This is a genomic window from Mycobacterium seoulense (assembly GCF_010731595.1).
GTDB lineage: Bacteria > Actinomycetota > Actinomycetes > Mycobacteriales > Mycobacteriaceae > Mycobacterium > Mycobacterium seoulense.
The window spans coordinates 4943215-4955508 of sequence record NZ_AP022582.1 but is presented as its reverse complement, the minus strand read 5'-3'; the positions used below and the strand labels follow the sequence as shown (position 1 = coordinate 4955508).

Annotated in this window: 14 protein-coding genes; 5 read left to right on the top strand and 9 right to left on the bottom strand. The window is 69.5% G+C overall.

Annotated elements, in window-relative coordinates; genetic code table 11:
- Positions 1-10: 10 nt before the first annotated feature.
- A complete protein-coding gene (locus tag G6N37_RS22985) occupies positions 11-1261 on the bottom strand; it encodes an ROK family transcriptional regulator (protein ID WP_174813878.1) in 1251 nt (416 codons plus the stop codon).
- Between the two features lie 241 nt (positions 1262-1502).
- Here G6N37_RS22985 and G6N37_RS22980 point away from each other — a divergent pair, with 241 nt between their 5' ends.
- A complete protein-coding gene (locus G6N37_RS22980) occupies positions 1503-2252 on the top strand; it encodes an SDR family NAD(P)-dependent oxidoreductase (protein ID WP_163683695.1) in 750 nt (249 codons plus the stop codon).
- Here G6N37_RS22980 and G6N37_RS22975 read toward each other — a convergent pair.
- Both G6N37_RS22975 and G6N37_RS22970 read right to left on the bottom strand, forming a co-directional pair.
- Positions 2236-3606 (bottom strand): L,D-transpeptidase, encoded by a 1371-nt coding sequence (locus G6N37_RS22975; protein WP_174813975.1) that lies wholly within the window; start codon positions 3604-3606, stop codon positions 2236-2238. The two genes, G6N37_RS22980 and G6N37_RS22975, sit on opposite strands and share 17 nt — an antisense overlap.
- 33 nt (positions 3607-3639) lie before the next feature.
- Entirely contained in the window at positions 3640-4737 is a 1098-nt protein-coding gene (locus tag G6N37_RS22970) for a UDP-N-acetylmuramate dehydrogenase (protein ID WP_163683693.1), read from the bottom strand.
- A gap of 26 nt (positions 4738-4763) precedes the next feature.
- Here G6N37_RS22970 and G6N37_RS22965 point away from each other — a divergent pair, with 26 nt between their 5' ends.
- Genes G6N37_RS22965 through G6N37_RS22955 form a run of 3 tightly spaced genes read left to right on the top strand, consistent with a single transcriptional unit; the run spans position 4764 to position 7165 of the window.
- A complete protein-coding gene (locus G6N37_RS22965; protein ID WP_163683692.1) occupies positions 4764-5273 on the top strand; it encodes a DUF2505 domain-containing protein in 510 nt (169 codons plus the stop codon).
- A gap of 24 nt (positions 5274-5297) precedes the next feature.
- Complete coding sequence (locus G6N37_RS22960; RefSeq protein WP_163683691.1) at positions 5298-6128, top strand: carbon-nitrogen hydrolase family protein; 831 nt, start codon at positions 5298-5300, stop codon at positions 6126-6128.
- Complete coding sequence (locus G6N37_RS22955) at positions 6125-7165, top strand: LmeA family phospholipid-binding protein (RefSeq protein ID WP_174813877.1); 1041 nt, start codon at positions 6125-6127, stop codon at positions 7163-7165. Before G6N37_RS22960 ends, G6N37_RS22955 begins: the two co-directional genes overlap by 4 nt.
- 4 nt (positions 7166-7169) lie before the next feature.
- Here G6N37_RS22955 and deoC read toward each other — a convergent pair whose 3' ends face one another.
- The 6 genes from deoC to G6N37_RS22925 form a co-directional block, all read right to left on the bottom strand.
- Entirely contained in the window at positions 7170-7880 is a 711-nt protein-coding gene (deoC, locus tag G6N37_RS22950; RefSeq protein ID WP_276066473.1) for a deoxyribose-phosphate aldolase, read from the bottom strand.
- Positions 7847-8260 (bottom strand): DUF2599 domain-containing protein, encoded by a 414-nt coding sequence (locus G6N37_RS22945; RefSeq protein ID WP_163683689.1) that lies wholly within the window; start codon positions 8258-8260, stop codon positions 7847-7849. Before G6N37_RS22945 ends, deoC begins: the two co-directional genes overlap by 34 nt.
- Positions 8261-8264: 4 nt before the next feature.
- On the bottom strand, positions 8265-8552 hold the full coding sequence (locus G6N37_RS22940) for a DUF2516 family protein (RefSeq protein WP_040621261.1): 288 nt from the start codon (positions 8550-8552) through the stop codon (positions 8265-8267).
- A gap of 77 nt (positions 8553-8629) precedes the next feature.
- A complete protein-coding gene (locus G6N37_RS22935; protein WP_163683688.1) occupies positions 8630-9235 on the bottom strand; it encodes a heparin-binding hemagglutinin in 606 nt (201 codons plus the stop codon).
- Between the two features lie 111 nt (positions 9236-9346).
- Complete coding sequence (locus tag G6N37_RS22930; RefSeq protein ID WP_163683687.1) at positions 9347-9769, bottom strand: helix-turn-helix domain-containing protein; 423 nt, start codon at positions 9767-9769, stop codon at positions 9347-9349.
- A gap of 79 nt (positions 9770-9848) precedes the next feature.
- On the bottom strand, positions 9849-11156 hold the full coding sequence (locus tag G6N37_RS22925) for a DUF445 domain-containing protein (RefSeq protein WP_163683686.1): 1308 nt from the start codon (positions 11154-11156) through the stop codon (positions 9849-9851).
- Between the two features lie 210 nt (positions 11157-11366).
- Between G6N37_RS22925 and G6N37_RS22920 the strand changes: the two genes are divergently transcribed.
- Positions 11367-12086, top strand: a complete 720-nt coding sequence (locus G6N37_RS22920) for a TetR/AcrR family transcriptional regulator (RefSeq protein ID WP_163683685.1) — start codon at positions 11367-11369, stop codon at positions 12084-12086.
- Positions 12087-12294 lie beyond the last annotated feature (208 nt).

The following is a 12294-nucleotide window of genomic DNA, read 5'->3' as shown; positions in this document are numbered from 1 at the left end:
TGGCTTCGCGTTAAGCGGAAGACTCGTCGGCGGCGGCCTCGCGCACCCGCGGGTTCAGCGCCCCCGCCCGCCGCATCGCACCGAGCGGGTCGGCGTACAGCCCGCCCAGCGACACGGTCCCCGCACCGGCCTCCTGCACCCGGTTGCCGAAGACCGTGACGCGAATGTCGCGCGGCGGCAGCACCGAGCGGTCGGCGAACGCCGCCTCCACGTGCTCCATCGCCTCGGGATACTCGGTGAAGGCCTGGCCCCCGACCACCAGTTCGTCGGGGTTGAGCATGTCGCGCAGCAACGCCACCGCCTCGCCGAGAACCCGGCCCCGCTCGTTGAGCAGGTCCTTGGCCTGCTCGTTGCCGGCCCGGGCCACCCGCAGCAGATCGGTGATGCCGGCGGCCGGGGCGTTGGGGGCGCCCGGCGGGGCGAACGGGAGGATCCGCAGCCGGCGCGCGGCGGCCAGCACCGCCCCGTCGCTGACGGTGGATTCCAGCTGCCCGGCGCCGCCGAGCAGCTCGGAATGGGCCGGCAGGGTGGCGATGGTGCCGGGGCCGCTGGCCGGGCAGTGCACCCGGCCCCCGATCACCAGCGCATAGCCCACGGTCTCGCGGGCGTAGACGTAGAGGCTGGTGGGCGAGCTGGGCAGGAATCGCCGCATGCCGAGCAGCAGCTCGGCCCCGGCCATGGCGTCGACGTGCGAGGCCACCGACACGGGCAGTCCCAGCGCGTCGGCCAGCACCGGGCCGACCGGCGCCTGACGCCAGCCCAGCCGCGGGTGGTCGACGTGGCCGGTGGCGCCGTCGACCGTGCCGCCGATCGCGACGCCGACCCACAACGGGCGGCGCCGGTGCCAACGCCGCAGGTAGCGTGCGGCGCTCTCGGCCAGGGCCGCCAGCGCGGGGCCGGCGGGACTGAGCGGTGTCGGCGTCTCGACGGTGTCCAGGGTGCGGCCGAACAGGTCGGTGGCCACGATGCTGGTGGTCCGGGCCCCGATGTGGATGCCCAGCGTCACGAACGGTTCGTGGTTGACCTCGACCGGCACGCGCGGGCGGCCAATCGCCCCGGAGACGGCCAAATCGGCGCGTTCCCGCAGCAAACCGGCCTCGAGCAGGGCGATGACCTGGCGGTTGACCGTCGCGATGCTCAGCGAGGTGACGCCGGCGATGACGTCACGGCCGACGGGGCCGCGCAATCGCACGGCCCGGAACACCGAGGCGGCCGCCGAGTCGGGGATGTGCAGCGCCGGTGGCACGATCTGACGGCGCACCGAACGGTGCCCCTGATAGTCGGCGCGACTGGGTGAATGGTGAGCTTGGGTGAGGGTATTCGAGCGCACGAGCGTCCTTTGTCCGAATTTTGTTGGCCGTCACTGGCCACACCTGAAAGTCAGGAGCGGCAAAGTGCGCGACAACAACACGCACCCGCCGCGCAGAGACACGCGGTGGTGGTGCTGGACAGGGCGCTGAGGTGCACTCCGAAAATTTAGCACGTTCACTAAGGTTGTTTCGATGGCTGGAAATGTCAGGAATGAGCGCGTCGCGGTGGTCACGGGGGCCAGCTCCGGAATCGGCGAGGCGACCGCGCAGACCCTTGCTGCGCAGGGCTTTCACGTGGTCGCGGTGGCGCGGCGGGCGGACCGGATCAACGCCCTGGCCAGGGAGATCGGCGGGACGGCCATTGTGGCCGACGTCACAGACGACGCGGCAGTCGCTTCGCTGGCCGACGAGTTGAGCCGGGTCGACGTGCTGGTCAACAACGCGGGCGGCGCGCGCGGGCTGGCACCGGTCGCCGACACCGACCTCGACCATTGGCGGTGGATGTGGGAGACCAACGTGCTGGGCACGCTGCGGGTCACCCGGGCGCTGCTGCCCAAGCTCATCGAATCCGGTGACGGCCTGATCGTCACAGTGACATCGGTTGCGGCACTTGAGGTTTACGACGGGGGCGCCGGATACACCGCCGCCAAACACGCCCAGGGGGCGCTGCACCGCACGCTGCGCGGAGAGCTGCTGGGCAAGCCGGTGCGGCTGACCGAGATCGCGCCGGGCGCGGTGGAGACCGAGTTCTCGCTGGTTCGTTTCGACGGCGATCAACAACGCGCCGACGCCGTCTACACCGGCATGACGCCGCTGGTTGCCGAGGACGTCGCCGAGGTGATCGGCTTCGTGGCCTCGCGGCCGTCCCACGTCGACCTCGACCTGATCGTCATGAAGCCGCGCGACCAGGCGTCGGCCACCCGGTTCAACCGCCGGGGTTAGCCCCCGGACTGGACGTGGTGGTCGTCGTCGGCGTGCCGGACAGGGTCGGGGCGGTCGACGGGGTGACCGGCGCGGTCACCGGAATCTGGGTGGACGGCGGGCGCGCGGTGGGTGGCGGGAGCGCCGACATGGCGACCCAGGTGTCCCAGTCGACGGCCCAGTCCCAGATGTCGCCGTCGGAGTAGGACAGCTGGATCGAGCTCCCGGTCACCTCGACCGGGTCGCCGTAGATCGCCGACTGGAAGTACTGCTCGGCGTCGCCGGTCGACAGGTTGATGCAGCCGTTGGTGACGTTGGTGTTGCCCTGCGCGCCCGCGCTCGCCGGGTTGGCGTGGATGAACTCGCCGTTGTTGGAGATCCGGACCGCCCAGCGTTCGTGCACGTGGCTGTAGCCGGCGGCGGGGTTGGACATGTAGAAATCCGCGTACTTCTCGGTGACCACGTGGACGCCGTTGCGGGTGACGTTGCGCGCCTTGTCGGCCTCGCCGTAGCTGCACGGGAAGTCCATGATGACGCCTTCGTCCCTGATCACCTGGATGCGGTGCGAGGTGACCTCGGCCTTGACCACCTGGCGGCGACCGATCTGGATGTTCAGCGAGATGTCGTCGGCGCCGTAGGCACTGTCACCGAACGGCAGGCCGTACAACTTGGCGTCGACGTTGACGGTCGTGCCCGCGGGGTAGTAGTCGCGGGTGCGCCAGTGCGCCCGAGCGCCCGCCGCCTCGTCGGGCAGCCACGCCCAACTGCCCTCGACGGGCGGATTCGTCGTGACCGTCAGCGCCTTCTCGACGGCCGCCTTGTCGGTGATCGGCGCGTCGAACTGGATGATGATCGGCGCCGCCACCCCGACGGTCTGCCCGTCGGCCAGCTGGAATGCCCCACTGATCTTCTTGCTCGGCGACACCGTGGTGAACTTGCCGGTGACCGGGATCGCCTTGCCGTCGTGCCCGACCGCCGAACCGCTCCAGGTGTAGGTCGCGTCGTAGCCCAGCGGCTCGGTGGTGGTGTAGACGGTGCGGTCGGAGTTGAATTTGCCCGCCACGGCCTTGCCGGCCGAATTCGTCAGCGTGACGTGCTGGAACCAGCCGTCGCTGATCTCGACGCTGATCGGCGCGATCGGCACCACGTTCTCGGTGGCGTCGGCCGGCTGGAACTTCAGCTTCGCCGCGGGCTGCTCCTTCTTCTCGGCCTGTTTGGCCGTGGTTCCGCCGCACGCGGCGAGCAGGCTGGGGGCGAACACCCCCAGTCCGAGGGTCGCCAATGCCACGCGCCGGTTGATCGGCGGCCGGTTCTGCGACGTGCTCACGAAAGTCAAAGATACCGGGCAAAATCCACCGACCCCGCCGCGACAAATCGGGGTCGGGGCGGTCGTCGGCAGGATTCCGAGCTACAGCCTGCAGCCGAGCAGGACCGGCTCGGGCATCAATGTGACACCAAACACATCACGAACGCCGTCGCGGATGGTGCGGGCCAGTGCGATCACCTCCTCGGTGGTGGCGCCGCCGCGGTTGGTCAGCGCCAGCGCGTGCTTGGTGGACAGCCGGCACCGGGCCGCCGGATCGTCGGGATAGCCCTTGGCGAAGCCGGCCCGCTCCACCAGCCAGCCGGCGGCCAGCTTGACGCCGTCCGGGGCCGGGTAGTGCGGAACCGGCCCGTCAGCGGCGCCGGCCAGCCGCTCGTACACCTCGGGTGCGACCACCGGGTTGGTGAAGAAGGAACCCACGCTCCAGGTGTCGTGGTCGTCCGGGTCGAGCACCATGCCCTTGCCGCCCCGCAGCCTCAGCACCGCCCGGCGGACCGCCGACGGGTCGGCACGCTCGCCACCGCCCACCCCCAGCGCGGCCGCCAGTTCGCCGTAGCGCAGCGGGGCGCTGCGGCCCGAGGCGTCCAGCGCGAACTCGACTTCCAGCACCACCCAAGGGATTTCGAGGCCGGCCCGCTTGAACACGCTGGTGCGGTAGCCGAAGCCGAGCTCGCCGCCCGGCACCCAGCGAACCTCCCCGCCGGCCCGGTCGAACACCCGGACCCGGGTGATGGTGTCGGAGACCTCCGCGCCGTACGCCCCGACGTTCTGCACCGGGGTGGCGCCGGCCGATCCCGGGATCCCGGACAGGCATTCCAGCCCGCCCAGGCCGTGTTCGATGGCGCTGACCACGACGTCGTCCCACACCGCGCCCGCCTCCGCGCGCAGCAGGTTGCCGTCGACGGCGATGCGGGTGTTGGCCAGCCGAACCGCGGTCAGGTCGGTCAGGGTGTCCGCGATCACCAGATTGGAGCCGCCGGCGAACACCAATACCGGGCGATGTTCTCCCCCAAGGCTTTCGGCATCCAGCTCCCGCACCACGTCGACCACCTGTCGCGTGCTGGTGCAGGTGATCAGGCGGCGCGCGACCGGCCCCACCCGCAACGTCGTCAGCGGCGCGAGGGGCACCGCCTCGGCGACGTGCGCGCCGGCGAATGTCGAACCGGCATCGCTGGATTTCATGGCCCGTAACGGTAGCCTCACCTGCTATGCCGCGTTCATTCGACTTGTCGGCCGACTACGACGGCAGCGTTGAAGCGGTCCATCGGGCGTTCACGGACGAGACCTATTGGCGGGCACGGCTGGCCGGATCCGGTGTCGACGTCGCCGTGTTGGAATCGATCCGGGTCGGTGGCGACACCGTCGAGGTCGTCACCGTCCAGGTGATCCACAGCCACAAGCTGCCCGGGATGGTCACGCAGTTGCACGTCGGCGACCTGCGAATCAGGCGCGAGGAGACGTGGGGACCGGTCGCCGACGGCGCCGCGCAGGGTTCGGTCGTCGGTTCGATCCTGGACGCCCCGGTGAATCTGACCGGTACCGCGATGCTGTCGCCGATCCACGAGACGGGGGGTGCCCGGCTCAGCTTTCGGGCCACCGTCCAGGTACGCGTCCCGATCATCGGCGGCAAGCTGGAGAACATCATCGGCGCCCGGCTGGCCGAGCTGGTGGCGGTGGAACAACGGTTCACCGAGGAGTGGATCGGCGGAACCGCGTGACCCGTCGAGCCTAAGCTGGCGGCCATGCGAATCGCGTTGGCGCAGATCCTCAGCGGCACCGATCCGGCCGCGAACCTGGACCTGGTGCGCGAGTACGCGGGCCGGGCAGCCGACTCGGGTGCTCAGCTGGTGGTGTTCCCGGAGGCGACCATGTGCCGGTTCGGCGTCCCGCTGGCGCCGATCGCCGAGCCGGTCGACGGGCCCTGGGCGACGAGCGTGCGGCGCATCGCCACGGACAGCGGGATCACGGTGGTCGCCGGCATGTTCACCCCGGCCGGGGACGGGCGGGTGAAGAACACGTTGATCGCGGCGGGGCCGGGCAGTCCCAACGAACCGGACGCGCACTACGACAAGATCCACCTCTACGACGCGTTCGGGTTCACCGAGTCGCGCACCGTCGCGCCCGGCCACGAGCCGGTGGTGATCACGGTCGCAGGCGTCCGGGTGGGGCTGACGGTCTGTTATGACATCCGCTTCCCGGCGCTCTACACCGAGCTGGCCCGCCGCGGCGCCCAGCTGATCGCCGTCTGCGCGTCGTGGGGTGCGGGCCCCGGCAAGCTCGACCAGTGGACGCTGTTGGCGCGGGCCCGCGCGCTGGACTCGATGACGTACGTCGCGGCGACCGGCCAGGCCGACCCGGGCGAGCCACTGACCGCCTCGGGCGCCCCCACCGGGGTGGGCGGCAGCCTGGTGGCCTCGCCGTTCGGCGAAGTGGTCGCGTCGGCCGGTCCCGGGCCGCAGTTGGTGGTGGCCGACATCGACGTCGACCGGGTGGCGAAGGCCCGCGAGAGCTTCGCGGTGCTACGCAACCACTCAGATTTCGCTCAGCTGGATAGGGCAGAATCGGTCGGGTGACGAACCCACAAGGACCGCCGAACCCTGACCCGTCGCCGTGGGGCCGTCCCGGCAATCAGGGCCCCTTTGGCCAGCCGCCCACCGAGCGGCCGACCGAGCGGATCAGCACCGGCGGCCCAGCACCTGCGCCGCCGCCGGCTTCCGGTCCGCCGCCGGGCCGGACCGAACGGATCAGCACTCCCCCGCCGAACATGCAGCGGCCCGATTACGCGCCGCCGCCGCCGCCCGTCCCGCCTGCGGGGCCCACGGAGAAGCTGGCCACCCCCGGCGGGGAGCCGGCCCCGGGCAAGAAGAAGCGGCGCTTCCTGCGCGACCCGCTGTCCGTCGTGCTGGTCTGCATCATCGTGGTGTGTCTGGTGATCGCCGGGCTGGTCGGCGCCGAGCTGTACGTCCGCCACGTCGCCAACAGCAAGGTCGCCGAGGCGGTGGCGTGCGAGGTCAAGGACCAGGCGACCGCGTCGTTCGGGGTGGCGCCGTTGATGCTGTGGCAGCAACTCACCAAGCACTACACCAACATCTCGGTGTCGACGGCAGGCAATCAGGTGCGTGACGCCAAGGGCATGAAGATCGACATCAACATCCGCGACGTCCGGCTCAAGGACACGCAGGACTCCAAGGGCACCATCGGATCGCTTGACGCGAACGTCACCTGGACGTCGGACGGGATCAAGGAATCGGTTCAGAACGCGATTCCGGTGCTGGGCCCGTTCGTCACCAACACGGTGACCACGCATCCCAACGACGGCACCATCGAGCTGAAGGGCATGCTGGACAACCTCACCACCAAGCCGGTGGTGTCGGGCACCGGCCTGCAGCTGCAGATCGTCAGCTTCAACGCGCTGGGCTTCACGATGCCGAAGGAGTCAGTGCAGTCGACCCTGGACGACTTCACCTCGCAGTTCACCAAGAACTACCCGCTGGGCATCCACGCGGACAGCGTGCAGGTCACGTCGACCGGTGTGACGAGCCACTTCTCCACCCGGAACGCGAGCATCCCCACCGGCAACAACAACGACCCCTGCTTCGCCAACCTGTGACGCTCTAAGCGAGCCCGTCGAGCACCGCCCGGGTGCCGGACAGGCCGAGCCGGGTGGCGCCGGCGTCCAGCATCGCCAGCGCGGCGGCGGCGTCGCGGATGCCCCCGCTGGCCTTGACCCCCAGCCGGCCGCCGACGGTCTGGCTCATCACGGTGACCGCGCGCACCGAGGCGCCGCCCGCGGGGTGGAACCCGGTCGACGTCTTGACGAAGTCGGCGCCGGCGTCCTCGGCCGCCTGACACACCCGCACCAGCGTGCGTTCGTCCGTCCCCGACAACAGCACCGCCGACTCCACGATCACCTTGAGCACGGCGCCGGGCACGGCGGCGCGCACGGCCGCGATATCGGCCCGCACCGCATCGATGTTCCCGGCCAGCGCGGCGCCGATGTCGATGACCATGTCGACCTCGGCCGCCCCGGCCGCCACCGCGTGTTCGGCCTCATGCGCCTTGACCGCCGAAATGTGCTTTCCCGACGGGAAACCCGCCACGCTCGCCACCGGGAGGCCTCCCCCGGCTCCCACGGCGACCGGGACCATCGACGGCGAGACGCACACCGCGTAGGCGCCCAACTCGACGGCCTCGGCCACCAGGGCGGCGACGTCGGCCTCGGTGGCCTCGGGCTTGAGCAGGGTGTGGTCGACCATCGCCGCCAGCTGGGAGCGGGTGTGTTTGCTGGCCACTAGAACCTTTCCTCGGGTCCGCCCGGGTTGCATCCGGACGCAACCATTTCGGCATCGTCGACGACGGGGCGCCACGGCTCCAGGTTCCAGCTGGCCTTGCCGGGCTCCGCCAGTTCGGCGAACTGCCAGTGACAGCTGAACTGGGCCCGCATGCCCGCGGTGTCGGCATCCGGCGACAGCGCCAACACCTCGCCCCACGCCTCGTCGGCGAGGGCCGCGTTCCCCTGCTGGCGCGACGCCAGCCGGCCCGACGGTGTCGGGAAGACCCGCAGGCTGCTCAGGCCGTGCCACTGCGCCCACGCGGTGTGGTCGATGAACGGCGGTGACGTCGAGGCCGGGTCCGCCGCCCCGGTGGGGGCCGGGCCCCACAGCGCGACGACCACCGCGGCCGGCGCCGTCAGCAGGGCCCTCATCCCGCTAGCGCGACTTACCTTGAATTTCCAGGAGTTTCGGCCGCACATCGACCAGATACACGCCAGCCGCGCACGCGGCGATAGCCATCCCGAGTACCCCGAAAACAAAACTCAGGATGGATGTCAGGGCAACAGCCAGACCGAGGATCACTAGCCACACCGGCTTGGTCAGCTTGTCGGCGGCGGTGTAAGCGTCGGGCCGCTGCAGCGCTGCGTGCACGAACGCGTATACCGCCGTGACCAAGACGGCGATCTGCAAGACCAACATGACGGTACCCACGAGATGGCTCACGCCTTAAGCGTATGCGGGCGCCATCCCAAACGTCGACTCAGAGTTACCCGGGGGCAACTCCGAGCCGACGTCCTGACTTACTTCTGGGTGACCTTCTTGGCGGACGCCTTCTTGGCCGGAGCCTTCTTGGCCGGAGCCTTCTTGGCGGGCGCCTTCTTCGCGACGGCCTTCTGAGCCTTCTGGGCCGCCTCGTCGGACTTCTTGGGCAGCTCGATGCCGACCAGCTTGGCCGCGCGCTCACCGACCGCGCGGGTCTGCGATGCGACGGTGCCCAGCGCCTCCTGGGTCAGCTCGACGGCCTGGTCCACGTAGCCCTCGGCGCGCGCGGAGGCGTCGTCCAGGCCGGTCTGGCTGCGCAGCCGCTGCAGGGCGGCCTCGCCCCGCTCGACGAGCTCGTTGTAGCGGTTGGTCGCGGCGTCCAGGTAGCCCTCGGCCGCCTTGCGCAATTCCTCGCTGGTGAAGCGCTCGCGGAGCTCGCCCAGCTGCTCGGGCAGGTCCTCCTGCAACTTGGTCAGGCGGGCGCGGCTCTCCTCCACCCGGCTGCGGGTGTCCGCGCGGGTCTCTTCGGCGCGGTCACGCAGGTTGGCGATCAATTCGTTGACCGTCGCCAGAGCCAGGTCTGCCGCACCGAGGGCTGCCAAGAGGGGGGCCCTCAAGTCTTCGATGTTGGTGTTGTCCGCCATGGTTTTTCCTTTCATGGTTTTCCGTTGTGGGCGTTCTTGGGTGTTGCGGTGAAACGTGAGGCGAGTTCTCCCTCTGGCCGGCGGCCGGCGGAGGCTTGCCCCTGGGTAGGACTAGCCGTTGAGTTCGGTTGAACACTCCTCGTCGCTTGACTCGCTGGATTCGTTTTGTTGGGTGAAGGAGGTGTAGATGTCGAGCAGCACCTGCTTTTGGCGCTCGGTGATCGCGGTATCGGTGATAATCGCGTCGCGCACCTGGCTCTTGTCGCTGGGCTCGAGGATCCCGGCCCGCACGTAGAGCACCTCGGCGGAAACCCGCAGCGCCTTGGCGATCTGGTTGAGCACGTCGGCGGACGGCTTACGCAATCCACGCTCCACCTGGCTCAGATACGGATTGCTGACCCCGGACTTCTCGGCGAGCTGGCGCACCGAGACCTGCGCGAGTTCGCGCTGGCTCCGGATGAAACTACCGATGTCGGAGGCCATGTCGGAGGCGGCGTTGGACACCTTGGCGGAGAGCTTCTCCTCGGGCGCCATCGCGTGCTCCTTGGTCTGACGATCGTGACGGCCTCAGCCTACTACAAGTGCTTGCTATTGCAAGCACTTGTTAGCACTACTAGAAAAACAGCTGCGCGACGGCGTAGATCGCCAGGCCCGCCAGGGACCCCACCACCGTCCCGTTGATCCGGATGAACTGCAGGTCACGGCCCACGTGCAGCTCGATGCGCCGGCTGGCCTCCTCGGCGTCCCAGCGCTCGATGGTGTCGGTGATGATCGCCGTGATCTCCACCCCGTATTGCGAGACCAGGTGCTGGGCGGCGCGCACGATCCAGTTGTCCACCTTGTCGCGCAGGTCGGCGTCGTCGCGCAGCGACTCCCCGATCCGGACCACCGTGTCGGCGATGCGGGTGCGCAGCGTGCTGGACGGGTCGTCCACGCCCTCGAGCACCAGGCGTTTGAGCGTCTTCCAGGCCGCCGCGGCGGCGTTGGCGATCTCGTCGCGCGCCATCAGCTGCTCTTTGACGGCATCGGCGCGCGCGATGGTGTCCGCGTCGTTCTGCAGGTCGTCGGCGAAGTCGAACAGGAAACGGGTGGCCGACCGGCGCAGCTCGTGATCGGGATTGCGCCGTACCTTGTCGGTGAAATCCATCAGCTCACGGTGGATGCGGTCGCCGACCAGGTGGTCGACGAAGCGCGGCGACCAGGTCGGCGAGTCGCGCTCGACCACCCGCTGGATGACCTCCCCGGCGTTCAGCGACCACTGGAAGGCCCGGTCGGCGAGCAGCTGGATCAACGCCTCCTGCCGGTTCTCGGCCAGCAGGGTCCCCAATACCCTTCCGACCGGCGGACCCCACTGCGGCTCGGCGATGCGCCGCACGATCATCCGGTCGATCACGTGCTGGACGTCGTCGTCGCGCAGCAGCTCGACCAGCACCCGCAGCACCGTCGCCGTCTCGCCGGCCACCCGCTCCGCGTGCGCCGCCTCCGACAGCCACTTGCCGAGCCGTCCGGGCACCTGGGCGTCGCGCAGCTTGGTCTCGACCACCGGCGGCGACAGAAAGTTTTCCCGCACGAAGGTGCCCAGGCCCTCGCCGAGCTGATCCTTCTTGCGCTTGATGATCGCGGTGTGGGGGATCGGGATGCCCAGCGGGTGCCTGAACAGCGCCGTCACCGCGAACCAGTCGGCCAGCGCGCCCACCATTCCGGCCTCCGCGGCGGCGCCGACGTAGCCGACCCAGGCGCCCAGGTGGGCGTGGGCCTGCGCCCAGCGGCACCCGAGGAACAGGACGGTCGCCCCGACCAGGAAGCCCAGCGCCACCGCCTTCATCCGGCGCAGCGCCACCCGGCGCTCCGCGTCGGCCTGCGGATCGGCACCGGCGAAGGATTCGGCCAGCGACGGGTGTGAGCGCCCGGTTTCGGTCAACGGTGTCGTCGACTTCGGCCCGGCCGCGCGCGGACCCGACGCTTCGCCTCGGGGCGAGGCCCTGTGTACCACCTCTCCATCATCTATCGTCCCGGCCGATTAGTGTGACGACACTGTTCGCGCGGCCCTCCCCGGGGGCGCGGTCGAAGCCCCAAGCAGGCCCGCACGCCGTAGTATCGAGTGCGTCTAGTGAATGGGATATCGGCGACAGTGGCAGAGCGAACATTGGCTGCGGCGGCCAAGACGGATGGTCGCAAGCGGCGCTGGCACCAACACAAGGTGGAGCGCCGTAACGAGTTGGTAGACGGCACGATCGACGCGATTCGGCGGCGCGGCGGCACCCTGAGCATGGATGACATCGCCGCGGAGATCGGGGTTTCCAAGACGGTGCTGTATCGCTATTTCGTCGACAAGAACGACCTGACCACCGCCGTGATGATGCGGTTCACCCAGACCACCCTGATTCCCAACATGGCCGCGGCGCTGACGTCCAACCTGGACGGGTTCGACCTGGCCCGCGAGGTCATCCGGGTGTACGTCGATACCGTCGCGTCCGAGCCCGAGCCGTATCGCTTTGTGATGTCCAACAGTTCGGCCAGCAAGAGCAAGGTGATCGCCGACTCCGAGCGGATCATCGCCCGCATGCTCGCGGTGATGATGCGGCGCCGCATGCAGCAGGCCGGCATGGACACCGGCGGCGCGGAGCCGTGGGCCTACCTGATCGTCGGCGGGGTGCAGCTGGCGACGCACTCGTGGATGTCGTCCCCGCGCATGAGCCGCGACGAGTTGATCGACTACCTGACGATGCTGAGCTGGAACGCGCTCAAGGGCATCGTCGAGGTCGGCGGATCGCTGGAGAAGTTCCGGGAAGAGCCGCATCCGTCGCCGATCGTCCCGCCCCGGGAGGAGGCGGATCAGTCCGCGCTCTAGATCGGCTCCCGAACGCAGCCGCAGCTGGTCCTTTTTGTCATTTCGGCTCGTCCCGTGTGACGCTTATGACGCGCTAGGGAGAACGACGTGCATCGCCGCAGCGACTAGCATGCAGGGGATGCATCGGGGGTGACGCAGGGTCGCGTCGTGGTCGCGTCGTGCCGGCTGGCCATCCCTGCCTCCGCATTAACGAAAGGCTCTTTTCGAC